This window comes from Plesiomonas sp. PI-19 (assembly GCF_021368255.1).
In the GTDB taxonomy this organism is placed as follows: Bacteria; Pseudomonadota; Gammaproteobacteria; order Enterobacterales; family CAMTGL01; genus Plesiomonas; species Plesiomonas shigelloides.
The window spans coordinates 1517826-1543631 of record NZ_JAJNMQ010000001.1; the positions used below are offsets into that span (position 1 = coordinate 1517826).

Annotated in this window: 19 protein-coding genes, 1 tRNA gene and 1 riboswitch; of the genes, 8 read left to right on the forward strand and 12 right to left on the reverse strand. The window is 51.0% G+C overall.

Annotation, left to right across the window (positions count from 1 at the left end; all coding sequences use genetic code 11):
• Window positions 1–381: 381 nt before the first annotated feature.
• The 4 genes from LQ901_RS06945 to LQ901_RS06960 all read right to left on the reverse strand — a co-directional run bounded on the left by LQ901_RS06945 (window position 382) and on the right by LQ901_RS06960 (window position 5851).
• Window positions 382–1242, reverse strand: coding sequence for an endonuclease/exonuclease/phosphatase family protein (locus tag LQ901_RS06945; RefSeq protein ID WP_233672104.1), 861 nt, complete (start codon window positions 1240–1242; stop codon window positions 382–384).
• 127 nt (window positions 1243–1369) lie between these two features.
• Complete coding sequence (locus tag LQ901_RS06950; RefSeq protein ID WP_047708377.1) at window positions 1370–2992, reverse strand: PTS transporter subunit IIBC; 1623 nt, start codon at window positions 2990–2992, stop codon at window positions 1370–1372.
• A 46-nt stretch (window positions 2993–3038) separates the two neighbouring features.
• Complete coding sequence (locus LQ901_RS06955) at window positions 3039–4817, reverse strand: alpha-glucosidase (protein ID WP_233672105.1); 1779 nt, start codon at window positions 4815–4817, stop codon at window positions 3039–3041.
• 86 nt (window positions 4818–4903) lie between these two features.
• Window positions 4904–5851 carry a LacI family DNA-binding transcriptional regulator gene (locus LQ901_RS06960; RefSeq protein WP_233672106.1) on the reverse strand — a complete coding sequence of 316 codons (948 nt, stop codon included), beginning with the start codon at window positions 5849–5851 and terminating at the stop codon, window positions 4904–4906.
• A 453-nt stretch (window positions 5852–6304) separates the two neighbouring features.
• Between LQ901_RS06960 and LQ901_RS06965 the strand changes: the two genes are divergently transcribed.
• Window positions 6305–7447, forward strand: a complete 1143-nt coding sequence (locus LQ901_RS06965) for an NRAMP family divalent metal transporter (protein WP_233672107.1) — start codon at window positions 6305–6307, stop codon at window positions 7445–7447.
• A 174-nt stretch (window positions 7448–7621) separates the two neighbouring features.
• Here LQ901_RS06965 and LQ901_RS06970 read toward each other — a convergent pair.
• A tRNA-Ser gene (locus tag LQ901_RS06970) sits at window positions 7622–7709 on the reverse strand.
• A gap of 323 nt (window positions 7710–8032) precedes the next feature.
• Between LQ901_RS06970 and dauA the strand changes: the two genes are divergently transcribed.
• Window positions 8033–9766 carry a C4-dicarboxylic acid transporter DauA gene (gene dauA / locus LQ901_RS06975; protein WP_152137246.1) on the forward strand — a complete coding sequence of 578 codons (1734 nt, stop codon included), beginning with the start codon at window positions 8033–8035 and terminating at the stop codon, window positions 9764–9766.
• A gap of 184 nt (window positions 9767–9950) precedes the next feature.
• On the opposite strand, the gene nadA is transcribed toward dauA, so the two are convergent.
• From nadA to LQ901_RS06995, 4 genes are all read right to left on the reverse strand, one after another.
• The gene (gene nadA, locus LQ901_RS06980) at window positions 9951–10997 is read right to left on the reverse strand and encodes a quinolinate synthase NadA (protein ID WP_112865474.1); all 1047 of its coding nucleotides are present in this window, start codon (window positions 10995–10997) and stop codon (window positions 9951–9953) included.
• Window positions 10998–11117: 120 nt separating this feature from the next.
• A complete protein-coding gene (locus tag LQ901_RS06985; RefSeq protein WP_010861723.1) occupies window positions 11118–12779 on the reverse strand; it encodes a putative transporter in 1662 nt (553 codons plus the stop codon).
• A 430-nt stretch (window positions 12780–13209) separates the two neighbouring features.
• Complete coding sequence (locus LQ901_RS06990) at window positions 13210–14130, reverse strand: MotB family protein (RefSeq protein ID WP_071596434.1); 921 nt, start codon at window positions 14128–14130, stop codon at window positions 13210–13212.
• Window positions 14131–14221: 91 nt separating this feature from the next.
• A complete protein-coding gene (locus LQ901_RS06995) occupies window positions 14222–14962 on the reverse strand; it encodes a flagellar motor protein (protein ID WP_010861725.1) in 741 nt (246 codons plus the stop codon).
• Between the two features lie 297 nt (window positions 14963–15259).
• On the opposite strand from LQ901_RS06995, the gene sbcB reads away from it, so the two are divergent.
• Window positions 15260–16684 (forward strand): exodeoxyribonuclease I, encoded by a 1425-nt coding sequence (sbcB, locus tag LQ901_RS07000; protein ID WP_152135867.1) that lies wholly within the window; start codon window positions 15260–15262, stop codon window positions 16682–16684.
• Between the two features lie 168 nt (window positions 16685–16852).
• Window positions 16853–17767: an EamA family transporter RarD gene (gene rarD, locus LQ901_RS07005; protein WP_039045295.1), complete on the forward strand. Its 915-nt coding sequence runs from the start codon at window positions 16853–16855 to the stop codon at window positions 17765–17767.
• Window positions 17768–17911: 144 nt separating this feature from the next.
• Here the strand turns inward: rarD and LQ901_RS07010 are convergent, their stop codons facing one another.
• Window positions 17912–18382: a hypothetical protein gene (locus LQ901_RS07010; protein WP_036768766.1), complete on the reverse strand. Its 471-nt coding sequence runs from the start codon at window positions 18380–18382 to the stop codon at window positions 17912–17914.
• 263 nt (window positions 18383–18645) lie between these two features.
• Window positions 18646–20100, reverse strand: a complete 1455-nt coding sequence (phoA, locus tag LQ901_RS07015; protein WP_152135868.1) for an alkaline phosphatase — start codon at window positions 20098–20100, stop codon at window positions 18646–18648.
• 180 nt (window positions 20101–20280) lie between these two features.
• Between phoA and LQ901_RS07020 the strand changes: the two genes are divergently transcribed.
• Window positions 20281–20901: a hypothetical protein gene (locus tag LQ901_RS07020; protein ID WP_152135869.1), complete on the forward strand. Its 621-nt coding sequence runs from the start codon at window positions 20281–20283 to the stop codon at window positions 20899–20901.
• A gap of 217 nt (window positions 20902–21118) precedes the next feature.
• On the opposite strand, the gene LQ901_RS07025 is transcribed toward LQ901_RS07020, so the two are convergent.
• Complete coding sequence (locus LQ901_RS07025; RefSeq protein ID WP_010861731.1) at window positions 21119–22483, reverse strand: sodium:alanine symporter family protein; 1365 nt, start codon at window positions 22481–22483, stop codon at window positions 21119–21121.
• Between the two features lie 125 nt (window positions 22484–22608).
• Window positions 22609–22704: riboswitch (glycine riboswitch) on the reverse strand.
• Window positions 22705–23069: 365 nt separating this feature from the next.
• On the opposite strand from LQ901_RS07025, the gene LQ901_RS07030 reads away from it, so the two are divergent.
• The 3 genes from LQ901_RS07030 (at window position 23070) to cdd (ending at window position 25690) form a co-directional block, all read left to right on the forward strand.
• Complete coding sequence (locus tag LQ901_RS07030; RefSeq protein WP_064977614.1) at window positions 23070–23549, forward strand: CidA/LrgA family protein; 480 nt, start codon at window positions 23070–23072, stop codon at window positions 23547–23549.
• A complete protein-coding gene (locus tag LQ901_RS07035) occupies window positions 23546–24238 on the forward strand; it encodes a CidB/LrgB family autolysis modulator (RefSeq protein WP_010861734.1) in 693 nt (230 codons plus the stop codon). Before LQ901_RS07030 ends, LQ901_RS07035 begins: the two co-directional genes overlap by 4 nt.
• A 567-nt stretch (window positions 24239–24805) precedes the next feature.
• Window positions 24806–25690 carry a cytidine deaminase gene (cdd, locus tag LQ901_RS07040; RefSeq protein WP_152135870.1) on the forward strand — a complete coding sequence of 295 codons (885 nt, stop codon included), beginning with the start codon at window positions 24806–24808 and terminating at the stop codon, window positions 25688–25690.
• The last annotated feature ends 116 nt before the right edge of the window (window positions 25691–25806 follow it).

A 25806-nucleotide genomic window follows, 5' to 3' on the forward strand; every position in this document is an offset into this window, starting at 1 on the left:
CTGTAAAAATGCTTTTGAACCGAGCAGCATATAGAAAAAATGCCATTATTACTTCGATACTGGCTGCAGTTTTAATTATAAAATTTTTCACTATAAAAAAAGAACCCTTTCTGTTTTGTCACGCTATTTTGTCGAACGGCTTTGTCGCGCATCTTGCTGGCGAGGATTGAGTAGAAATTATGCGCAATCAGTATGGAAAGAAGCACTACCGACAGATCATTTCGAAATGCAGCGAGCAAGAAAGCAAGAGAAGGAACGAGGAAGAAGGAAAAGGAAAAAGATAAGCGGGCTACTCACGCACAAAGATTGAGCTAATACAGCTGAGCACTCACCACCGGCTCGCCCGAAAGCGTACCGCCAGTGGTGAGATAGCCTTGAAACTTAATTTGACTCCGGCGTACCTAAATCAAGTTCAGTGAAGACACCGAAATGATCCGAGATCACCGGATAACAATCACCCGTGAACAGGGTTTGGCTGCGTTGGACTCTCACCGGTAGATTGGCAAAGATAAAATCCAAGCGCAGGCTCTGGGTGTTATCTTCCCAGCCATCGATTTTCTTCACTACCGTAATGCCCGCATCCTTTTGCTCCGCCAGCACATAGCAATCCCACCACCCTTGCTGCTGCACATAATCATAGCCTTGCTGGGAAAGGTGTGCCGGATTGTTAAAATCGCCAAGAAAGAAGCTCAAGCGCGGTGTCACTTTGCTTGCAATTCGATCGATATGCTGCTGAAAAGGTGACTCGACATCATTCCACCAGCCACAGTGGCAATTAAACAGATCGATCTCTTGTCCGGCGTGGTGCACGCGAATGCGCACTGCACGTCGGTGCTTCCAATTTTGCGCATCGTAATCATCATTTAAGTCGATCACTTCATGCTGCAAAATAGGCAGTCGGCTTAAAAAGGCCAGCCCTTCTTCGTACACTGCATAGCTTTGATGTACAAAATCCCACGTCAGTTGATAGCGCTGACCGTACTCACGCAGCTTTTGCTGCAAGAGATAGGCATAATTGCCCACTCGGATTTGCGGATTCAGCAAATTATAGGCATGCGCTTGCGCGGCAGTTGAGCTCGGCAGCAGATCACGCTGCAAATACCCACTAGTTTGGTGCTGATTGATTTCTTGTAACGCCACCACATCGCAATCTTGTTCGATGATCGCCTTGGCTAAGATGTCTAACTTAGCCAGCGGCTCATCTTCTTGCCAGCTGTGGGTGTTTAATGTCAGTAACTTCATGTTGTAGCTCAATACGTGAAGAGTGAATGTCCGGCATTCTCGGGTAGCTCTTGACTTGGTATGTCCGATAAACGCCGCCGATGACGGCATTTATCGGTGATAATCGATCTATAACAGTCATTCGGACTTACGCGGCCGCGAACTTCTGTACCAAGCCGGATTTGATGACATCCACGCCCGGGCCATAAATCGCTTGCACCCCTTGGTCTTTGATCACCAACCCGACGGCGCCCGTTGGCTGCCAAGCGGTAAACTCACTGACTAAGGTTGGGTCTTTAACCGTGATCCGTAAGCGCGTCATGCAAGCATCGATTTCACTGATGTTGCTGCGACCGCCCAAGTTCTGCAGGATGATCTCCAGCTTGTCGTCTTGCGACATATCATCGCTCTTATCATCAATGTAATTCCCTGCACGCCCCGGTGTTGGCAGATTAAATTTGGTGATTAAGATGCGGAACAGACCGTAGTTGACGCCAAAGAACAGCACGCAAACCAGCACAAAGTTAATCAAGTCACGACCAATACCCGCCGACACCATCATCGGCACTCGAGTTAGCAGCTCAATCAGACCAAAGGCATGCACGCGCAAATCCATGAAGTCTGCCAGCGCAAACACGATCCCAGTCAGCAGCGCATGCACGACATACAACACCGGCGCGACAAACATAAACATGAACTCGATAGGCTCAGTAACGCCGGTCAGTAACACCGCCAGACAGGCTGACAAGAACATTGGCTTGTACTGACTGCGTTTCTCACGATCGACACTGTGGTACATCGCCAGACCGATACCAATCAACGAAGACGCCGCAATAATCACCTGACCGACTTTAAAACGCGCCGGATGGACCGTTTCCAACAAACGCTGGTAAGTTGCTGGATCAGACAGTTTCAGGTTATTCAGGTCACTCACCCACGCCAACCACAGAGGATCTTGACCGTACACATTCGAGCCCGCACTGGCACCGGTTAACAGCTGATACGTGCCACCGAGTTCGGTGTAGTTCATCGGAATAGTCAGAGTGTGGTGCAAACCAAATGGCAGCAGCAAACGCTCCAAGGTGCCGTAGACAAACGGCGCAATCACCGGCGCGGTATCTTTCGAGGTTGCAATCCACTGGCCGAAGCTGTTCAGCGCGCCTTGGATCAGCGGCCAAATCGCCGCTAATGCCACCGCAATCAGCACCGAATAGAAAATCACCACAAACGGCACAAAGCGCTTACCGTTAAAGAATGCCAATGCTTCTGGCAGACGTGCAAAATCGTGATAACGGTTAAATAATGTCGCGCCCAAATAGCCGGAGATAATACCGATAAACACGCCCATATTGAGCGCTGGCGAGCCTAGAATGCTGGTGAAAAATTGCGATACGGGCAGAGGATTGCCAAACAAGCTCAACACGGTCGCCTGCGGATCGCCCAGCATGGCGTTATCGACACCAAAAATGACGCCGGTCGTACGGTTAATCAACACAAAAGCAATAATCGCTGCGAATGCGCCTCCTGCGCGCTCCTTGGCCCATGAACCGCCAATTGCCACGGCAAACAGCAAGTTCAGGTTAACGATTACGCCCCAACCGAGGTTTTCCATGATGCTGCCAAAGGTTTCAATAAAACCTATGCCACCGGCATACATGCCAACCACTTTACCCAGTGAAATCATCAACCCTGCGGCAGGCATTACCGCAATGACCACGATAAGGGATTTCCCGAATCGCTGCCAAAAATCAAACGACAACAATTTACTCATAATCCGTTCCTTGAGTGAGCATGCGCGTTACACGCATCGTAGAAAGTTATTGCGTATTTTTTTGGATGAATACGTAAGCCGAATACGGTGCTGCTAAAAACGGTGATACACATTCGCTGGCAATGAACGCTGTGCCGCCATCACGGGTTTGCTGGTTATGCAGCACACACTCGCCCAGCGCCGCGATATCCAAATCCACCTGCGCATCACGGGCACTTAAATTGGTGATGATGGTGCAAATGGCGTCATCAGCAACACGCTGGTAGGCATAGATTTGCGGGTCGTTTTCTAATAACAGCTGGTAACGGCCCGTGATTAAACTTGGGTTGGCTTTGCGCAGCGCAATCAAGCGGCGATAGAAATGCCATACTGAATTGGGGTCAGCTTGCTGCTGCGCAACATTAATCTGCCGATAATTGGGGTTTACGGTGATCCACGGTTGTACTGCAGAGAAACCGGCAAAGACATGGTCATTCCACTGCATCGGCAAACGGCTATGATCGCGTGAGACTTGGTTCAACAACGCCAAAATTTGCGCATCGGTTTTGCCTTTTTGCCTGAGCTTAGTAATCAGATTACGGGCCGAGACATCCTGAAAATCATCCAGCGATGCAAAACAATGATTCACCATGCCAATCTCTTGGCCTTGATAGATAAACGGCGTGCCTTTCATCAAGAAATAACAGGTCGCTAACGCTGTGGCACTGGCGTACCAGTTATCGGCATCCGCAAAGGTATTGATGCTGCGCGCTTGATCGTGATTTTCCAGATACAAAGCGTTCCAGCCCTTCCCTTCCAAGGCATTTTGCCAGCGTGACAAAATGCGCTTGAAATTCACCAAATCAAACGTTTCCCGTGACTCTTCTTCCGCCCACAACTTCATGTGTTCAAACTGAAAAATCATGTTGAAGACGCCTGCCGGTTGCTCAACGGTTTCCTCTGCAACCCAACTCAGCGCCTCTTCGGCAGCCACGCCATTGGCTTCACCCACCGTGACAATATCGAACGGGGCAAACGCCTGCTCGCGCAGCTCCGCCAGCGGCGCTTCAATGCCCGAAACATTCATGTGGTAAGGAAAAGAAGAGACATAACGCTCGCCGTTTGGATTAGGTAATGACGGCAACCCCGGCTCTTTTTGGATATGACTGATGGCATCGACTCGAAAACCATCAATACCGCGCGCCACCCACCAGTGGATCATCCGAAATAGCGCCTGTTTCACCTCAGGATTTTGCCAATTCAGATCCGGCTGTTTTTTCGAGAACAGGTGCAAATAGTATTGCGCAGTCTGTTCATCGTATTCCCAAGCGCTACCGTGGAAGATGCTTTCCCAGTTATTGGGCTCAGACGTTGGCTTCTCGCGACTCGGCTCGCTGCCATCACGCCAGATATACCAATCACGCTTCGAGCTCGTGCGGCTTTGCCGTGATTCGATAAACCATGGATGCTCATCACTGGTGTGATTGATGACCAAGTCCAAAATAATGCGGATCCCACGCTGGTGCGCCGCGGCAATCAGGGCATCAACATCCTCCAGCGTCCCAAAATCTGGATGGATCGCTTGGTAGTCACTGATGTCATAACCGTTATCGTCATTCGGAGATTGATAGAACGGGCAGATCCAAACCAAGTCCACGCCCAGCGCCGCGAGGTAATCAAGCTTGGCAATAATGCCGGGGATGTCCCCTATTCCGTCATTATTGGAGTCATAAAAACTGCGCGGATAGATTTGGTAAGCGGTGGCTTTTTTCCACCACACCACGCCTTCTGGCTGAGTTTGGTTGGCGCTATTGGCAGCAATTGGAGAGTGAGTTGACTGTTGCATCCCTGAGCCTTAGTGGTTGTCATTCACACCATGTGTTATCGATAACACATAGAGTAAATGTTAACCAACCGAGGCACAAAAATTTTTTATCTAAACTGAGAGCTTTCCCTGATTTTTAATTCGAAGGCACCTTCGAGCGCACTGAAGTCACGCTCAACCAGCTTTTTGACGGATTGATAACCAATTTCGTAGTGATTAAAGGCTACACTGCTCAAACTCGGCACTAGCAGATCGCTGTATTCATAGTCACCGATCCCCACAATCCAGATATCGCGGCCAATACTCAATTTTTGCTCTTTGGCACAGCGATAGAGGCGCATCGCAATGTTGTCGGTGGCACAAAAATAGAGCTGGTGCGGTTGCAAACGCAGACTTTGGTACGCCGCTTTATCTTCAGAATTGGCCAAGCTTTGCAACGTGAGCGGCAGATGCGCGTAATCTTGCGACAGCAGTTGCTGCATATACTGAGTGCGGCTCGACAGCATCCGCGCATCATACACATAGTGAACCGCATTAACCGGCGCTTGATGCTGCACCAGTTGCCCGATCACTTGCGTGACCAAGGCATGCAACGCGGCCTCTTCGGGGTAATACAAACAGCATTGCTCAGGGATATGTTTACCGATAAAAATCAGGTTGTGCAGACTCTGGTAAAACGGTTCGGTCACACTGTGCTTTGAAGCAATCAGAATTGTCCCCAACGCATTCAAATTGGTGAACTCGCTCACCGCCTGACGCTCGGAGTCATGATCAAAACCGGTCGCATGGAACAATAAACGTGCCTGCAGATCGCTCGCGGCCGCCAAAGCGCCTTTGATGACCTGACTGGTGGTATAAGATTCAATACGCGGCGCAATAAAACCGATAATGTTAGATTGGCAGCGCATCGATTGGGCAAATTTATTCGGGGTATAGTGATTCGCTTTGACCACTGCATCGATTTTTTGCCGTGTTTCTTCGGCCACATAACCGCCGTTAAAGTAGCGTGACACGGTCATTTTTGAGATCCCGAGCTGCTTTGAGATCTCGGCCATTGTGATTTTCTTCTGCATAGGTCGCTCTATCCGCTGAGTGCGCTAACAAAATACCAAGGGAAAATAAAAAGATATGCACGATGGTACCCAATTGCGCTGGCAATGACTAATTTCGGCCTCTCAAGTTCAGCGCCACCGCTGAGGTTTTACGCGCGTTTGAGGCGGCGATCTAAAATTGTGGATATCGGTTGACTCACTTCGCATTTACGATTAGTATTCGCGCCAATCCAACGGGCACCAACTGGTAACTCGTTGTTTTAAATAAATAATATTGTAATACTATTATCGAGTCACCAAGCTCAGCTGATCCCGGTCAGTTGTCTTTCTTTTTTCTATAAAGAGAGAGACCACATTTTTGAGACCGGCATGACTTTGATAACTTCATCTAACGCACCCGCTGCGACAACTCCCCGCACTTGGCAACAGAAAGCTGTTTTAAGCGTCGCCTTTTTGATGGCTACCACCTCTGTAGGTCCTGGCTTTTTGACCCAAACCGCCGTTTTTACCAATATCTACAAAGTGGACATGGCTTTCCCTGTGCTGGCCTCTATGTTTATCACCTTCGGTATTGTGATGAACTTATGGCGCATTGTCGGCGTATCGGGCCTGCGGATCCAAGATATCGCGAATCGCGTTGCACCGGGGATGGGTTATGTCGTCGGTACCTTACTGGCGTTAGGTGCGGTGGCCTTTAACTTCGGCAATGTCAGCGGCGCGGCGCTGGGGATTAATGTCTTAACCGGCATTGATACCACCTGGGGCGCACTGTTTACTGGGGTGGTCGGCTGCCTGCTGTTTGTAGTGCACAATGCCTCCAAACGCATGGATCAGATGGCGCGCTACCTTGGCCTGTTCATGATTGTCCTGATTGCCTATGTGGCCATGACCAGCTTACCACCGATGGGTGAAACGCTCACTGCAGCCGTGATGCCGGGCGATCTGGGGAATTTATTACTGCCAACCTTAACCATTGTTGGTGGCGCGGTGGGTGGATATTACACTGGCGCACAACGTCTCGTGGATATCGGCCTGCAGGGGCAGGAAAACATTCCGTCTATCAAAAAAGCCGCATGGGCAGGCATCTCGATTGCCGTGGTGATCCGAATTTTGCTGTTCTTGGCCATCTTCGGTGTAATTGCCACCGGCGCAGTATTAGACAAGGCCAACCCAGCCGCCGATGCCTTCCGTCAAGGTGCGGGGCAAGTCGGTTATTTCATCTTCGGTCTAGTGCTGTTTGTTGCCTCGATTACCTCCGTAGTCGGTAACTCCTACATGGCCATCTCACTGATTAAGACCCTGTTCCCTGTGGTCGCCCGCCATGAAAAAATGTGGTGTATCGCGTTCATTGCGCTGACCAGCCTTGGCACCGTCACCATGAACATGCCTATCCTGCTGCTGATGCTAGCCGGTCTGGTTAACAGCATTATCCTACCAATCGTATTAGGGATGGTACTGGCCGCCACACGGCGTAAAGATATCGTCGGCAACTATCGGCACCCAATTTACCTGACCGTGATTGGTGCCGTGATTGTGTTGGTGATGGCAGTATCTAGCGTGGCGAATATCAGTAACTTCGTGACCAAATTTATTGGCTGATGTGCCGTGTGGCAAATACGAAGATTAAGTAAGACCAAGAGATGAAAGACAAAAAAGCCCAGTCATTATGCTGGGCTTTTTTATTGGCTGTATTTTATTAGCTGTTTTTTTATTAGGTGTAGCTGGGCGCTAAAATGCAAAAACCCCTGCTCGTAAGCAGGGGTTCTTTAAATTTGGCGGTGAGGGAGGGATTCGAACCCTCGATACGTTGCCGTATACACACTTTCCAGGCGTGCTCCTTCAGCCTCTCGGACACCTCACCAAATTTTGTGCCGCTGTGACTGCGTTTCGCTATCAGCACCGGACGGGGCAAGAATATAGAGGTTTCAGGTAAAACGGTCAAGCTAATTCCTTCAAAAACGTTTCTTTTGGTTGTTTTATCCGCAAAAACGCCATCATCTACGTTTATCATCCAATTTAAAAACAATGGCTTAATAAACAAATTATTATACGCAACATTCATAAATTTGATTTACATCTACCCTAGGGGCAGATCGGCGGAGTATGGTTACTGCTAGGAGCAGTGGTTGAAAGACTATCCGGACCACTAATTGTTGTCATCACAAATGGATGGTACTTAATTTCATGCCTAATCAGTTAAAAAACCCTAATGGGTCACGACTACGTCCGTTTAGTGCCATGGCCGAAGCCTGCATTAAACTTCCTTATACTAAAGCCCGTTTCTCACGGGATCTTATCGCTGGGATCACGGTGGGCATTATTGCCATTCCGCTGTCAATGGCGCTGGCCATTGCCAGTGGTGTTCCCCCGCAGCAAGGTTTGTACACCGCTATTATTGCGGGTTTGGTGATCTCGTTAACGGGCGGCTCACGCTACAGCATTTCCGGCCCCACCGCCGCATTTGTGGTGATTTTGTTCCCGGTCGCGCAAAAGTTTGGCTTGGGCGGCCTGTTGATGGCCACGCTAATTTCGGGGATTTTCCTGTTATTAATGGGGCTTGGACGCTTGGGGCGCTTGATTGAATACATCCCCCTGCCCGTTACCTTAGGATTTACCTCCGGTATTGCGATTTCTATCGCGACACTGCAAATTCGCGACTTTTTCGGCCTCAGCATCACGCATTTGCCAGAAAGCTATCTGGCAAAAATTCAGGTGCTGGCACACGCCATGCCAACGCTCAATCCGGGCGATACGCTGGTTGGGGTCGCGACGCTCGCCACGTTGTTACTGTGGCCGCGTTTACGCCTGCCTATCCCGGGTCACCTGCCCGCCGTACTGGTTGGGGTGGCCGCCTCATTTTTGATGATCCACCTCGGTTACCCGATTGCGACGATCGGCAGTAGCTTTAGCTACCATTTGGCTGATGGCACTGTCGGCCAAGGTATTCCGCAAATCCTGCCGCAGTTTATGTTGCCGTGGCAGTTACCGGGGCCGGATGGTAATCCGGTGCACTGGAACTGGCACACCTTGAGCGCTATTGTGCCGGTAGCATTTTCTATGGCGATGCTGGGAGCGATTGAGTCACTGCTGTGTGCCGTCGTGCTCGATGGCATGACCGGCACCAAACACCACTCAAACAATGAGCTGATCGGCCAAGGCATTGGTAACCTGCTCGCGCCGTTCTTCGGTGGGATCACCGCCACCGCCGCGATTGCCCGTTCTGCCGCCAACGTGCGCGCGGGTGCCACTTCACCGGTGTCAGGGATCGTGCATGCGTTAGTCGTGCTGCTGGCTCTACTGGTACTTGCTCCGTGGCTCTCTTACCTGCCATTGGCCGCTATGGCCGCATTGTTGCTGATGGTGGCGTGGAACATGAGTGAGATCCACAAGGTGATTCACCTGATCCGCCGAGCTCCACGCGGTGATATTACCGTGATGCTGGTCTGTACCAGCTTAACGGTGCTGTTTGACATGGTAATCGCGATTACAGTCGGGATCGTGCTGGCGTCACTGCTGTTTATGCGCAATATCGCCAAGATGACACGGGTATCGCCGGTTGTCGTAGCCGAGCCGTTACAAGACAGCACCGCGGTGTTTCGGATCAACGGTCCGCTGTTTTTTGCTGCGGCAGAGCGCGTATTTAGCGAACTGACCGAACAAGCTGAGGGAAAACAAACCCTGATCCTGCAGTGGGACGCCGTCTCGGTACTGGATGCGGGGGGCTTAAACGCACTGATGCACTTTATTGAACATATCCAGCCGGAGCAGCGCCTGATTATCACCGATGTGCCATTCCAACCGCTGAAAACGTTGGCACGCGCACGAGTGAAACCCGAGCCTGGAAAACTGGACTTTATGCCATCGTTGGAAATTGCATTGCAAGAGCTACGCGCCGAACAAGAGTCGCACAGTCTGTAATCGCGTTCGGTACGCGTAGCTTAGCGAGTCAGTGTAAACCTCTCAGCGCCAGCAAGCTTGGCAATAAGTGAATCGGTAATAAATGAATCGGAAATCAGTGAGTCGGTAAAAACTAAAACAGCCCGCAGCGAATGATCGTCTGCGGGCTGTTTTTATAGCAAGTGATCGCTTTACGGTATTCTTTCTATCGGGACTGCAATGAGGCCGCAAACTCCAGCATGCGGTTGAGCGGGATCAGCGCCTGACGACGCAGGTCTTCATCCACTTCAATTTCATGGGCCGCAGAGCCTTCTGTCAGCGCCGAATAAATTGCTTCGAGGCCATTCATCGCCATCCACGGGCAATGAGCGCAGCTGCGACAAGTCGCGCCTTCACCGGCGGTTGGGGCTTCGAACATCTCTTTATCTGGGCAGGCTTGCTGCATCTTGTAGAAAATGCCGCGATCAGTCGCCACAATCAGCTTTTGCTGCGGTAACTCGCGCGCGGCTTTGATCAGCTGGCTAGTGGATCCAACAGCGTCCGCTAACGCCACCACCGACTCCGGCGATTCTGGATGCACCAAAATAGCGGCATCAGGGTGCAACGCTTTCATCTGCTGCAGGGCTTGTGCCTTGAACTCATCATGCACAATGCACTCACCTTGCCAGCAAAGTACGTCCGCACCGGTTTTTTGCTGCACATACCGCCCCAGATGGCGATCCGGCGCCCAGATGATTTTCTCGCCCTGCGCATCCAGATGGTCGATCAGTTCTACCGCAATACTGGATGTCACCACCCAATCAGCGCGCGCTTTTACCGCTGCCGAGGTATTGGCGTACACCACCACGGTGCGATCCGGATGGGCATCGCAAAATGCCGAGAACTCCGCTTCCGGACAACCCAGATCCAGTGAACATTCCGCCTCTAGCGTCGGCATCAACACGCGCTTTTCTGGATTGAGGATCTTGGCGGTTTCCCCCATGAAACGCACCCCCGCCACCAGCAAGGTTGAAGCAGGATGATTATTGCCAAAGCGCGCCATTTCCAGCGAGTCAGCAATACAGCCACCGGTTTCTTCGGCCAGTGCCTGAATTTCAGGGTCGGTATAGTAGTGAGCCACCAGCACCGCATCTTTTTCCGCCAGCAGGCGAATAATTTCTCGGCGATAGAAGGCTTTTTGGTCATCCGTCAGAACCCGAGGTTTGGGCGGAAACGGATACACGGACAAACTCGGATCAAAAATCTGGCTCATGGCTTCCCTACTCTGCGTAAACGTTAGCGGGCGGAGTATAGCGCGAATGTATGCACTATGTCCGCCCGCAATAACATCACGATAACCGACTTTTATGGGCCGGTTATATCAATCTGCTGACTACATCCCAGCCCAGAGTAAAATGGCCAATAGCTGCGGTGAGATAATCCGCATAAACATCACCAGTGGGTACACCGTAGCGTACGACAGCGCACTCGCCCCACAAGTCGGATGCATCGCATTGGCAAACGCCAACGCTGGTGGATCAGTCATGGAGCCGGCCATCATCCCGCACAGGCTCAGGTAGTTCATCTTGCCCACTTTACGGGCGAGAAAGCCGACAATCACCAACGGAATAAAAGTGATCAGCATGCCGTATAGCATCCATGAAGGGCCATCGCCGTGAATCAAGGTATCGAAGAAATCTCCACCGGATTTCAGCCCTACCACCGCCAAGAACAGCACAATCCCGATCTCACGCAGCGCCAAGTTGGCACTCGGTGGCATAAACCAGTACAGCTTACCGATGCTGCCAATCCGCGCCAAAATCAGCGCCACCACCAACGGGCCGCCGGCCAGACCTAATTTCAACGCCGCCGGAAAGCCGGGGATATAAAACGGAATCGAGCCTAACAACACGCCCAACCCTACCCCGATAAACACCGGTAGCATCTGCACTTGTTGCAGCTTTTGATGCGCGTTGCCCACAATGCTGGTCACCGCATCAATGGCATCCGGACGCCCCACCAGATTCAGGATGTCACCAAATTGCAGCGTACTGTGTTCGGTCGGCAACAACTCAACGCCAGCACGGTTCAGACGCGATACCACGACATCGTATTTCTCTTTCAAATCGAGATCGCGCAGCTTCTTACCCAGCACAATTTCGTTGGTCACCACCACCCGCGCGACTTGCAAATCAGTACCACGAGTCGACAGCGAGGTATCCACCTCTTCGCCCACCACTAGGCGCACACTGTTGAGCGCAGCCCGCTCACCTACCAAGTGCAGTAAATCGCCCATTTGCACGGCAGTGGTTGGTTTTGGTACTAAGAGTTGATCGCCGCGCTTAAGGCGTGAACAAACCACGGTTTCGGAGTCCAGACTCGGAATATCACGCAGCATCAGCCCATTAAGGTTGCCATTACGCACCGCCACGTTCATGGTGGACAAGCTTTCGTGCACCATGTTGGTCTGATTTTCAAAATCCTGCGCTTCTTTTTCGATATTGATGCGAAAGAAGACGCGCACCAGCCACATGGTTAGCAAAATACCGCAGATCCCGAACGGATAGGCAATCGCATAGCCCATCCCCATCATGGTTGTGACATTCGGTGCCGCACCAAGCTCTGATAGGATTTGTTGCCCCGCACCCAAGGATGGCGTGTTGGTCACCGCACCGGAGAAAATACCCAAAATAACCGGCAGCGGGATATTGAAAATTTTGTGCAGCAACGCCGTGACCACGCACCCAAGCAACACCAGCAGCATGGCAAATGCGTTGAGTTTTAAACCGGATGTGCGCAATGAGGAGAAAAAGCCCGGCCCCACCTGAATACCGATGGTATACACGAACAAGATCAACCCAAACTCCTGAATAAAATGCAGAGTATGTGGATCCAGTTCAATGTTGTATAACCCGACAAAGTGGCCAACGAAAATGCCACCAAACAATACGCCGCCAATGCCTAGCCCGACACCATAAATGCGCCAGTTCCCCATCCACAGTCCGAGCACCGCAACCAGCGACAGCAGACTGGTTGTAAGTGCGATATCACTCATGGTCAATTCCTTCTGTTCATGATCACGGTTATGTTCCGATAAAACCGCACAAGCTGAAACAATTCAGCTTTGGTTCTATATTGCTTCTTATTGTGTGCTGAATACAAGCACATAGCTGTCGAACAGCGCACAATTTTGCATCAATGATTGACAGCAGAAGCCTGAACTGCAAAGAAAAATTCCGCGAGGATAAAATCGTGAGTTCAACCTAAGATTGCTAGCTCAAGATAGCCAGTGGGCGGAGCGAAAAACAAAAATCTACACGCCAAAACTATGCTCAGCGGAGACTGACACTGGGGACTCGTGCTCGATGAATTCGTACTCGATGAAAACTAACTATATAAAGACTAACTCGGCGAACACGAAGAAAAAGGCCGCCAATTGGCAGCCTTTTTTCACTGAGCTTCAAGTAGGAAGGATATCGTCACGCTTATTGTTTCAGCGCCGCGGCGCTATACACCGTTGGTTTACCCTGCGTCAGTGCAATTTCCACGCGTCGGTTTTCCTTACGATGCTGCTCTGTGTCATTAGGCACTAAAGGCTGGGTATCGGCCACACCTTGCACCACAATCCGGTTCGGGCTCATGCCTTTTTCATCCAGCATCCCTAATGCCACTGATGCCGCACGCTGGGCGGACAAATCCCAGTTGGAACGGAACAGCTCGCTGGGTGGTGGCGTACTATCAGTATGGCCGGTGACTTTGATCTGACCCGGCACATCTTTAAGTATCGAGGCGATTTTCAGCACCAAAGGTTCAAACTTAGGCTGCAAATAGGCCGATTCAGCAGCGAACGACGCACTTTCATTCAGTCGAATAATCACCTGCTGACCGAGAGACTCAATCTGCATCGAACCATCTTTGATCTGCTGCTGGAACTCGGTTTGCAAGTTTTTCACCAGCTGCTGATGCTCAATTTCGGTTAGCTGTCCGCGCTGATCTTGATTACGGCCATCTTCTGCTTCTGATGACGTCGGCATCGGGATCACATCAGATGCCGCATCTTGCTCACTTTCCAAGACTTTCGATGAAGCCAATGAGCGAGGCAGACTTTCAATCACCGACGGCGCAGCCTGGGCCAGCTCTTTGGTGCCCACGGCGTGATCAATAATGCCGGTACCACCATCTAACACTGGCGAACCTCTAGGCTTCGCGATAAAACCGATTTGTCCGAAGGAATCAATCAATCCTTGAATCATCGCTCGCGTAGTGGTTTCTTTGGTCATGGCAAAGGCATACAACACTACAAACAGAGCAAACAACAGTGTCATGTAATCCGCATAGGAGACCAACCAGCGTTCGTGGTTTTCGTGTCCCCCATCCCCGCGGCGTTTTCTTCTGGCTCTAGCCATAGACGTTCTCTTCTCTAATTTTCCGCTAAATTTCTTTTTTAGCCGGCTAACGGTTTAGCGATGTAAATCCGCGGCTCAAATAACCGCTAGTTCACTGTAACTCTTCAGTATACACATCCAAACGCTGACGAATTTGATGTGGGCTATGACCTTCGGCGATGGAATACAGCGCATCCACACTCATGATTTTGAAGTTATACAGATCATGAGCAAACGCTTTATAACGGTTGGCAAATGGCAGCAACAACACGTTAGCAAATGCCACACCGTAAATGGTGGCCACGAACGCAACCGCGATCCCCTGACCCAGCTCGTCTGGCCGATCCAACAGACCCATGGCGTGAATCAGGCCCAATACCGCACCCAGAATACCCATGGTTGGACTATAACCGCCCATAGATTCGTACAGCTTGGCGGTCTGCTCGATGTCATATTGCTCTTTTTCGATTTCGGCTTCTAAGAGATCATAGAGCGCGTCTTTATCGACACCGTCCACCAGCATTTGCACGCCTTTGGCGGTGAAAGGATCGGGGATCTCTTCAATCATCGCATCCAGAGCCAAAAAGCCTTCTTTGCGCGCTACACTGGCCAGCTTCTCCAGCATTTCAGCTTGAGAGAAAAAATCCATTCGCAGCGGGATCACCAACCAACGAAAACGCTTGAGACTGCGCCACATGACATTGAATGGAAACTGCACCATCGCCGCACCGATAGTACCCCCGACGACGATCAAAAATGCCGGACCGTTCAGCAATGCCGACGGATGACCGCCTTCAATTAAGTTCGCCCCCAAAATACAAATCAGGGCAACAAAAAAACCAATGAAACTCACATCAAACCTCTGTGCTCGTCGTCAATAATCAGGCTGTTGGCGGCACAGAACGCAGGATCCCACATTGCGATCACCCTGTCCCCATACCGATTCGTACGATAAATTTGTACTCTCTTCTTTTGATATCGCAGTTTTACGCGAAAACTTGAGCACAAAAGCGGTAACAGTCGGTAAACAGCGAGCCAGAGCGCTTTTTTCTGCTGCAATGCAACCAGACAGGACTACCTTTTACGGGCAGTTATCTTTACTATGACCCGTTATATTGCAGTTGTTTTCAGGCAGGTACAGAAGAACACCATGAGCAGTCAGGCACAGGATACTTATTACTTTTACGATTTTGAGACCTGGGGAACCCATCCGGCGCTCGACCGACCGGCACAGTTTGCCGGTATCCGTACCGACAGTGACTTCAATATCATCGGCGAACCGCTGGTGATTTATTGCAAACCCACCGATGATTACTTGCCCCATCCAGAAGCAGTGATGATCACGGGGATCACCCCGCAAGTGGCTCTGGCGCGGGGAGTCAGTGAAGCTGAATTCGCTACGCTGATTCACGAGCAATTTAGTCAACCGCACACCTGCACGGTGGGCTACAACAATATCCGTTTTGATGATGAGGTAACGCGTAATATTTTTTACCGCAACTTCATCGATCCGTATGCTTACAGCTGGCAAAACAACAATTCGCGCTGGGATCTGCTGGATGTGGTGCGCGCCTGTTATGCGCTGCGCCCTGAAGGGATCGAGTGGCCAGAAGGTGACGATGGTCTGCCGAGCTTTAAGCTGGAAAAATTGACCAAAGCCAACGGCATTGAACACACACAAGCGCACGATGCGATGTCTGACGTGCATGCCACCATCGCGATGGCGCGTTTGCTACGCCAAGCGCAACCGAAATTATTCGATTACTTCCTGACCCATCGCCACAAGCGAAAAGTATCGGGCTTGCTGGATCTGGTGAATATGGCGCCGCTGGTGCATGTGTCCGGCATGTTTGGAAGTGCGCGCGGCAACACCAGTTGGATTGTGCCGCTGGCTTGGCATCCAACCAATCAAAATGCCGTGATTGTTTGTGATCTGGCCGGTGATATCACCCCGCTACTGACCGCCGATGCCGATACCTTGCGCGAAAAGCTCTATACCGCCACGGCTGATTTAGCGCCGGGAGAAAGCCGCATCCCACTCAAACTGGTGCACATCAATAAGTGCCCTATTTTGGCCCCCGCCAAAACCTTGCTGCCAGAAAATGCCGAGCGACTGGGCATTGATCGCGCCGCCTGTCTGCAAAACTTACAGCGCCTCAAAGACGCGCCAGATTTGCGCGATAAAGTCGTCGCCATCTTCGCTCAAGAGCGTGACTACCCCGCGCAAAGTGATGTGGATGCACGCCTGTACGACGGCTTTTTCTCGGATGCTGATAAGGCCGCGATGCAAATTATCCGCAGCAGTGCGCCTGAAGCGCTAGGCACACTGGATTTGCAATACACTGATGATCGCATCGCTCCCCTGCTGTTTCGTTACCGCGCGCGTAACTTCCCGCAAACCCTGACTAGGGAAGAGCAACGTGAATGGCAACAACACCGCCAGCAGGTGCTGACCGAACAAGCGCCGCGCTTTACGCGTAGCTTGGAAGATCTGGCTAATCTGTATGACGATAACGCAGAAAAATTGGCATTGCTCAAAGCGTTGTACGATTACGGCTGTCGTCTGGTGTCTTAACTGTTAAGATTGCTGGTGTAATGAGCAAAAGCGACATTTTGTAGTGCGATGCTCATTACACCCGTAACAAGTAATACAGCAGGAACCCTTCCGATTACTGCTCTACGAACTCCATTAATAACAATAAACTGATAAAAGGTGTGGCCCGTAAAGAGTGCCACGATAACTATGCCACAACTATTCTCTGGGCCAGTTCTTGCTGCGTTGGCCTTCGTACTCTGGGGCATCACGCCTCTCTTCTACCGTTTAATCCCCGGTGCCGATGCCATTGAGCTGCTGGCGCAACGTCTGGTTTGGTCCTTACCGCTACTGCTGTTAGCACGTTTACTGATCAAAAATCGCACCTCGTTCCGTGAAGTCTGGCAGGATAAAAAATCCCTGTTCGGCTGTCTGCTGGGCGGAATCGTGATGTGTGTTTCCTGGACAGCCTTCACCTACGCCATTACCCACGATCAAGTTTTGGCCGCCAGCTTGGGCTACTTTATCAACCCACTGTGCTCGATTGCGCTTGGCGTGATTTTCTTGAGCGATAAGCTGAGTCGGTTCCAACAATTGGCGGTCGTTCTGGCGATTGTCGGTGTCGGCTATCAAGTGTGGCATTACGGTGAACTGCCGTGGTTGGCGATTTTGATGGGCGTCGCTTTTGCGGTTTATGGTCTGATCCGTAAGCAAGTGCGCTATGACTCGCTGACCGCGCTCAGTGTGGAAACACTGTTCCTGTTCCCGTTTGCCTTGGTGTGCGCACTCTGGCTGCTGTTCAGTGGCAACAGTGTGCTGCTGGATGCCGATAACATTACCCGTGCGGGATATATTCTGAGTGCGCCGGTCACGCTAGTGCCGCTGCTGCTGTTTGCCTTAGCGGTAAAACGCACCTCGTTGACGGTGGTCGGTTTGGTGCAGTATATCGAGCCATCGCTGCAGTTTATTCTAGCGGTGCTGATCTTTGATGAACCGTTTGATGTGGTCAAAGGGGTGAGCTTTAGCTTTATTTGGGCCGGTTTGATTTTCTGTGTGGCGGAGATGATTTTCAGTCACTGGAAATACAAAGGCGTCTTGCGCGAAAAACATCAGCCACGAGGCTGATTAAGCGTAGGCTAGTGCTTAAAATCAGCACGTAAAATATAGCGCTCAAAATAAGAGATACAAACGGCGTCGCTTATCAATCTAGCAAGCGACGCCGTTTTTTATTCCGCAACACTATACCGTGACGTTATTTAGCAACGAATGTTATTCCGCGACAATCGGGCCAGAGGTGCCGGCATCACGATCCATCCATTTATCTTCGTCTTTTAAGCGACGATCGCCTTGGATGCGGTACACCAAGCTGCCCTGATGGAACTCCAGCGCGCCATCACTGCGTTTAGCTTTCACCTTCTCGCCGTTCACCCACACATGCTCTTGCTTATCGACGCGAATGGTCGCGACGGTATCCCCACGATCATTTTTAGCCACCCACTGCCCAGTATAAGGATGCGCAGGATCAGCCGTTGCCTGTGTGGTTGGCGCAGCCGCTTCTGCCGTCACAAAACCGGCTTTGGCATTTTCCGCCTTGCTCTTGTTGATATCACAGCCTTGCAATTCGCTCACTTGCGTACAACCTGAATGCTCCAGCTTTTGCCGATATGCTTCGCTAATGGCAAACGCAGGCGTTTGACTCAACATCACCACGCCCGCTGTAATCATGACCCATGCTTTCATCGCATTGCGCCCCTTGCTACCCATAGACTGATCGCTCGCCGCTCTGATTGAATACGCTTTCGCTACACACGACTCAACGGAGCTCCCAACCATCAACTATAGCGTATTTTTATACTCAAACAGCGCCCAAGCAGCACATTGATATGATGTATTTCTAACGTAATACTCGCGCATTCCAACCTATCTTAATACGCAAAAAAAGACGTAAAAAAAACCGCAGTCCAAAGACTGCGGCTTGATGTCTATGTATCGCTGTCTAGCGCTTATTGTTGCTTGTCTTGCTTGAGCCCCATCGCATCACGCATGGTGAAGAACAAGTCAGTCTGGTCAGTCAGCCCCACAACGTTCGCCGCACGTGGACCATAGGCAGCAATACGCAGTTGAGAGCCGGTATGCTCTTGTGACTCATCGGCTTCCGCTGTGCCATAGCTGATCGCCATCACGGCACCATCTTTGGTGTTCAGGGCTTGGGTCAGACCCGGCGCTTTGGTATCCGGAGCTACGATTTGGCTAGAGTGCGCGTGGTCAGCGGTCACAATGACCAAGGTGTTGCCATCAGCACGGGCAAACTCCAGCGCTTTTTGTACCGCTTCATCCAGATCCACCGTTTCACCAAATTGGCCACACGGGTTAGCGGCGTGATCTTGTTTATCAATCGACGCGCCTTCAACTTGCAAGAAGAACCCATTGGGATTGGTTTTCAGCAAATCGATGGCTTTTTCTGTCATATCAGCCAGATTCGGCACCGATGCGCTGCGCTCTGGGTTCGCGGTACAGGTCACCGCCGGTTGGTCTAAGTTGCCATGATAACTGGCTTTTGGACCTTTCCAGCGTACGGGCATATTACCGTCAGAGAACAGGCCTAACAGTGGCGCTTTTTGATCGGCAGACCGCACTTTTTTCAGATCATCGAGCGTTTCGACAATCACAAAGCCCTGCTCTTGCGCCTGTTGACGCAGCGTTTTACCTTGGCCGGCACCGGCTTTGCTCACTTCGCTGAAGGTCTTCATTCCGCCGCCTAAAGTCACATCAGGACGAGTTTGCAACATTTGTTCGGTAATCGAACCCTTACCACCGTTTTCCAACGCATTAGTTGGGCACAGTTTGCTGGTCGCTTCTGGGCCATAGCATTTACGCGCGGTCACATGCGCCATCATCGCGGCAGGAGTTGCGTCTTGTAATTCTGCGGTGGAGACGTTACCGGTGCCTTTACCCGCCGCTTTCGCCAGCTGCATCAATGTGGTGTGCGGCTTTTCATGGATATCAACACCCAGTGCGCCATTATAGGTTTTCACGCCCGAGCTCCACGCCGTAGCCGACGCCGCGGAATCCGTCACATAATCTGGCTTACCGGTCTTTTTATCTAACGCGTAGTGGGTGTACTGACCAGTCAATGGCAACGCATCAATCCCAGCAAAGAAACCACCGGCGCCGTTAGCATAATTGCGCGCCGCGGTAATTTCCGAGTCACCCATGCCATCACCAATCAGCAGAATCACGTTTTTCACCTGCTTGTCGGACAGCGAAGCGCGCAGTGCTGCCGTTTGCTCTTCGGTCAAACGGCGAGCACCACCAAACTGGGTCACATCACCTTGGGCGGCGCGATGTTCGATTTTTGGGCCAGCGGCATGTGCCTCGGCCGCTTGCGCAGACGCGCCACCACTTAAGGACAATAACAGAGCACTGGTAAGCAGGGTTAACGGGAAACGAACGGACATGCTGATAAATCTCCATATAAAACAAAATCCTGCCGGTAACTCTCCGGCTGACCCGCTGAAAGATAACGAGATGTCATTACGTTTTTGTGGCGGTACGATAACAGTTTTGTGTTGTGCCGCAGAAAGGCGAATAATGTGGACTTGTCAGATTCATTGACCATTTATTCTCAGGGAAGACATATGAGTAAAGCTGGATTTTTAATGCTGGTCGCGCTGCTTAGTACCACGCTGGTCAGCACATTACACCCCGTTCATGCCGCACCTACATCTACCGCAACAGCACCATCTGTATCCGCAGCGCCCCTGCAATTTGCGGGGCAAACTTTTGTGCATCGCTGGTCGAAAGACAATCAGAATGAATTTACACCGCCAGAACAAACCGATTTATCGGCTTGGCATGAGATGGTGACGATCAACGTCTATCCCACCGTGCATGATGGCGAGCAATTGGCACAGCTGAGCAATGCGGTACTGGCCAATTATCAGCAGGCGGGGAAAATTGTCCGCGTTAATTCTATTCCGGCCACAGCGACTAAACCCGCCGAACACTTGATTGTGGCAATATTAGGCGCGCCGGGCGTGTTGGAAACGGTGTTTGCACGCGCAATGTTGGTGGATGGTACTGGCATATTCATCGTCTACTCACGACGCAGTTATGACAATGCAGAGAATAGCCAGAATGCCGCACTCGAAACCGGCCAGTGGCTACAAGCGCATGGTGAAGCAACAGAGAAGCAATTGATGAGCTGGTCAGGCTATCCAACACTTACAACACTCAAGGCATTGCCGCAGAGCTTGTAACATGTAATAGCAACGCAAATTGACAAGAAGAGAAGCATGCTAGCCACTCACGCAAAAAACGGATACGAAAAGAAGTACGTTCTGGTGAGATAAAATGTACTGACTCGCGATAAGAAAACGGCTTTGGATTACTGCCCAAAGCCGTTTGCTTTCATTACTGATTGTACGGGTTGCCTACTGACAACACCGGCAATACCTTGTACAACACCAACATCGCTTAAACCGCTTCTACAGCCTCACGCGGCAGTTTCATGCGAGCGAAATAATCGCGGGTTTCGGCAACCACCACATGACGCAGCCCGACGAGCGCAATTAGGTTCGGGATCGCCATCAGGCCATTGACGATATCCGCCAAAATCCAGATAGTATCGAGTTTCAAAAACGCACCGGATGCCACCAGTAGGATAAAGATCCAGCGGTACGGACGGATCCCTTTAGTACCGAACAGATAGGTTACGCAGCGCTCACCGTAGTAGTTCCAGCCCAAAATTGTAGTAAAGGCAAAGAACATCAGACCGATGGTCACCACCCACTGTCCCAGCTCATTCAAGCCGGTCGCAAAGGCCGCATTGGTCATCGCTGCGCCACTTAATGGTGTATTCCACACGCCAGTCACCACCAGCGCCAAACCGGTCATGGTACAGATCACCAAGGTATCGATAAAGGTACCGGTCATCGAGACCAAACCTTGACGCACTGGCTCATTGGTACGAGCTGCAGCCGCGGCAATCGGCGCACTGCCAAGGCCGGATTCATTAGAGAACACGCCGCGCGCAATACCGGATTTCATCACCTGCTGAATGGTCAGACCCAATGCACCACCCACAGCGGCATCAGGGTTAAATGCCGATGTTAAGATCAACATCACCGCATCCGGCACCTTATGGTAATTCACCATCAGCAGCAGCACAGAACCGGCCACATAGAACAGCGCCATAAACGGTACTGTCAGCTGGGCAATGGCCGAAATCCGCTTGATCCCGCCAAGGGTAACGGCGGCGACTAAGCATGTCAGTACGGTGGCGGTGATCCAAATAGGGAAACCAAAGGTATTTTGCAGCGATTCGGTGATCGCATTGACCTGCGGGAATGTGCCGATCCCGAAGAACGCCACCCCGATACCAAACACCGCAAACAGCGACGCCAACCACTTCAGGCCCAGCCCTTTTTCGATGTAATACATCGGGCCACCCGCCATCTGACCATTGGCATCTTTCACGCGGTATTTCACGGCCAGCAAACATTCGGCGTATTTGGTGGCCATGCCAAAGAATGCCGCCATCCACATCCAAAATAGTGCACCCGGCCCACCGGCTTTGATTGCCGTGGCCACCCCAACAATATTACCAGTACCGATAGTGGCAGACAGCGCGGTACAGAGCGCAGCAAAGGCACTCACATCACCCGCACCTTGGCCCGGCTCAGAACGGAACATATAGGAAAATGCACGCGGCAGAGAGAAAATCTGGATCAGGCGCAGACGTACTGTTAGATAAACACCGGTTCCCACCAGCAGAATCAACAGCGGCGCACCCCAGACAAAATTATCGATGGTTTGCAATACGGATTGCAGGTCAAACACAACATTCCTCCTTAAGGGCGATAAAGCTGACCGTTTTAGGAGGAGAAACAGATATGTGGTCGTTTACAGCTGATGAAAAAACTCATAACACAACGCAGACTGCCCTTTCGGCCAGCCTTCCGCACATCTCTTCCCCTGTCCTTTTGCCTGAGCGTTTGAGTGGCGGGAGCCACCTTGCGCCTTCGGCGTCCAACTCAATGGATCTCTCCAAGGGCTCGTCCAGTAACAGTCCCTGCTGTTGAATAACAGCGCCTGAAAGATTTACTTCTTCGGCGTGGAGTCGATTCTCCACTCTCCTGATACCTTCATCCGAACTTTCATGTTTTCCGGTTGTCACCAGAAACGTTTTTAGTCTATCAACCTGCTTTTGCCTTTGTCTATACATCACAGAAAAGAAATGATGATCAAATTACTACACTCATTTGTGCGCTAGCACGCAGATAAGCGTGGGTGAGTGACAGTGAGTATGCTAATGTCTGACAGATCCCTACGCCCATAATCCGACACAATTAATTTGTGTGATCTATGGCACATCCTATAGAATAATTGTATGATGATTTCAGGTTAATGAGTGTTGTCTAATCTTATGTCACAGTACGTCAGCAATGTATGGGGCTATGCCCGAGCCTTTGTACTTATTTTTGCGTGTTTATGGGTGGGAAACAGCCTGTCTGCTTGGCTGCATCTTAATATCCCCGGTAGCATCATCGGTATGCTGGTGCTGTTCATTCTGCTCAGTCTGCAAATTGTGAAAGCCGATTGGGTGAAACCGGGATGTTATCTGTTTATCCGCTATATGGCGGTACTGTTCATTCCTATCGGTGTCGGCCTGATCAACCATTACCGTGATCTCTCCAGCAGCATGGGGGCGTTTTTGGTCTCCACCACCGTCAGTACACTGATTGTGATGACTGCGGTATCCGTGGTGTACCAACGCATTCACGCTAAATCCGATTTGATGGCCGGTACGCCAGATGCACCGGAAACGGTCGAAGCGGAACAGTCAAACGCAGCAAACAGCAACAAAGCGGATCAGTCCGCAGCACGTGGTAACGGAGAGAAATGATCATGAACTGGTGGCCTTTACCTCTGACTTTAGCGGTATTTTTCGCAGCCCGTTGGCTGGCGACCAAAGTCAAATCACCGCTGATGAACCCGTTGCTGATTTCGATGATTGTTCTGATCGGTTTTCTGGTCGCGACAGGCATTCCTTACGATAAGTATTTTTCCGGTAGCCAGTTACTGAACCAGTTATTGCAACCGGCGGTAGTGGCATTAGCCTTTCCGCTGTATGAACAGTTGCACCAGATTCGTGCACGCTGGAAATCCATTATCGGGATCTGCTTTTTAGGCTCTCTGTTTGCGATTGTCAGCGGGACTGCAATTGCTCTGTGGATGGGCGCTTCGCCACAAATGGCCGCCTCCATTGCGCCTAAATCAGTGACCACACCCATTGCGATGGCGGTGGCACAAAACATCGGGGGTATTCCAGCGATTACCGCTGTTGCCGTTATCTATGTGGGTTTGCTGGGCGCGGTGTTTGGCCACATTTATATGCGTTGGCTGAAAATTCGTCATCCTTCTGCTCGCGGTTTAGCGATGGGTAATGCTTCACACGCCTTAGGTACTGCACGCTGCGCGGAAGAAGATTATGTCGAAGGTGCGTTTAGTTCACTGGCACTGGTGATTTGTGGTGTGATTACCTCACTGATTGCGCCTTTCATCTTCCCTGTGCTGGTCAAATTGTTGGGATAAAGGCTCTTCCCTATCCCATGTTTTCTATCCCTTGTTTTCACTCCTGGGGGAGTAGAGCGTGCTGATATGACGCACGCTCTACAGGTAAGAATGCTTCACTGTCTCATTTTCTGGTCATTCTGGTCATATTGGCTGTTAGTTTGAGTTTTTTATTTTGAGATGAGTGTTGGGCAATCAGGTTACGGTTGAACTCCCGCATACCCTGCCCGTATTTCAGCGAAATCATCTTGTTGTTTCATAGCCTCCTTCTAGGAGGCTTTTTTTTGGCCACCAGACTCTGGCCACGACAGCGCACACAAGAACTTTTCATATGTACGGCTCAGGATGTTTGCACCATTTCTGACTTTGGTTTGCCTAGCTATACTGCAAAATGCCTATAGAGCCATTAGCTCATAGCGTGCTGCCGCCGGTTTATCTTGGTGAAGACATGGCGGAATACGTGCGACAGATCTCACATCATGAAATGCAATAACACGCAATTGCATAGTTAAGTGATATTGATCACACTTTATTGCATGGCATATCTCTAAAATCCTGATCCCATCAATAAACAGGAGTACAAAGCGGATGCAAGAGAGAATTAAAGCCGCCCTTGCCAACCTGCCTGCGCCGTTATCTGCCGCATTAACCCCATATTTATCAGAAACTGGTTTTGCTGGCTGGTTGCGCGCTGAAGACGTTTCCGCTATTTGTTCGGTAACCGGACTGGATGTACCAGCGCTGTCATTGGCGTTATTGCCCGTTGCAGCCGCCTACTCTGTTGCCCCTATTTCAAAGTTTTATGTTGGCGCGATCAGCCGTGGTGAAAGCGGTAATCTGTACTTTGGTGCCAATATGGAATTTGCCGATGTTGCGTTGCAACAAACCGTGCATGCCGAGCAAAGTGCCATTACCCATGCGTGGATCCGCGGCGAGAAAGTCCTGACTGACATTACGATCAACTATTCGCCATGTGGTCACTGCCGCCAGTTCATGAATGAGCTAAATGCTGCGCCAGATCTGAAAATTCACCTGCCAGAGCGTGCACCAAGTAAGCTGTATGATTACTTGCCGGATGCATTTGGCCCGCGCGATCTGAACATCACAACCTTGTTGATGGATGCCCAAGATCACGGGATGCAAACTCGTACCACAGATCCGCTGGTCAGTGCTGCGTTAGAGGCTGCCAACCATAGCCATGCGCCATACAGCCAAAGCTATGCAGGGGTTGCGTTGCAAATGCAATCCGGCGCGATTTATCAGGGCATGTACGCAGAAAATGCGGCCTTCAACCCAAGCCTGCCTCCGCTGCAAGCTGCGCTGATCAATCTGAACATGTCAGGTGAATCTGCGGCGAATATTTGCCGCGCGGTACTGGTAGAAAGTCAGACGGCTATCTTAAGCCAGCAAGCGGCAACCGAAGCGACTCTGCGCGCGCTAGGTGTTAGCGAGATCACCTGTCTGCGCGTGTAGTTTACGCCTAGCTTGTAGAGGTTACATTCGCATCTACCGGCTCAGCTCATCCATCGTCACCGAGAACGGCATAGGCCATTGTTGATGACGATGGAGTTTCCTCTCCTGCCACATAC

Bases quoted from the DNA above. Each gene is read 5' to 3' on its own strand.
- LQ901_RS06965 (WP_233672107.1), top strand. From the start codon at position 6,305: ATGGCTACCACCTCTGTAGGTCCTGGCTTTTTGACCCAAACCGCCGTT.
- LQ901_RS07010 (WP_036768766.1), bottom strand. From the start codon at position 18,382: ATGAAAGCATGGGTCATGATTACAGCGGGCGTGGTGATGTTGAGTCAA.
- LQ901_RS06945 (WP_233672104.1), bottom strand. From the start codon at position 1,242: ATGAAGTTACTGACATTAAACACCCACAGCTGGCAAGAAGATGAGCCG.
- LQ901_RS06960 (WP_233672106.1), bottom strand. From the start codon at position 5,851: ATGGCCGAGATCTCAAAGCAGCTCGGGATCTCAAAAATGACCGTGTCA.
- nadA (WP_112865474.1), bottom strand. From the start codon at position 10,997: ATGAGCCAGATTTTTGATCCGAGTTTGTCCGTGTATCCGTTTCCGCCC.
- LQ901_RS06990 (WP_071596434.1), bottom strand. From the start codon at position 14,130: ATGGCTAGAGCCAGAAGAAAACGCCGCGGGGATGGGGGACACGAAAAC.
- sbcB (WP_152135867.1), top strand. From the start codon at position 15,260: ATGAGCAGTCAGGCACAGGATACTTATTACTTTTACGATTTTGAGACC.
- LQ901_RS07035 (WP_010861734.1), top strand. From the start codon at position 23,546: ATGATCATGAACTGGTGGCCTTTACCTCTGACTTTAGCGGTATTTTTC.
- LQ901_RS07030 (WP_064977614.1), top strand. From the start codon at position 23,070: ATGTCACAGTACGTCAGCAATGTATGGGGCTATGCCCGAGCCTTTGTA.
- LQ901_RS06985 (WP_010861723.1), bottom strand. From the start codon at position 12,779: ATGAGTGATATCGCACTTACAACCAGTCTGCTGTCGCTGGTTGCGGTG.
- phoA (WP_152135868.1), bottom strand. From the start codon at position 20,100: ATGTCCGTTCGTTTCCCGTTAACCCTGCTTACCAGTGCTCTGTTATTG.
- LQ901_RS07020 (WP_152135869.1), top strand. From the start codon at position 20,281: ATGAGTAAAGCTGGATTTTTAATGCTGGTCGCGCTGCTTAGTACCACG.
- cdd (WP_152135870.1), top strand. From the start codon at position 24,806: ATGCAAGAGAGAATTAAAGCCGCCCTTGCCAACCTGCCTGCGCCGTTA.
- rarD (WP_039045295.1), top strand. From the start codon at position 16,853: ATGCCACAACTATTCTCTGGGCCAGTTCTTGCTGCGTTGGCCTTCGTA.
- dauA (WP_152137246.1), top strand. From the start codon at position 8,033: ATGCCTAATCAGTTAAAAAACCCTAATGGGTCACGACTACGTCCGTTT.
- LQ901_RS06955 (WP_233672105.1), bottom strand. From the start codon at position 4,817: ATGCAACAGTCAACTCACTCTCCAATTGCTGCCAATAGCGCCAACCAA.
- LQ901_RS06950 (WP_047708377.1), bottom strand. From the start codon at position 2,992: ATGAGTAAATTGTTGTCGTTTGATTTTTGGCAGCGATTCGGGAAATCC.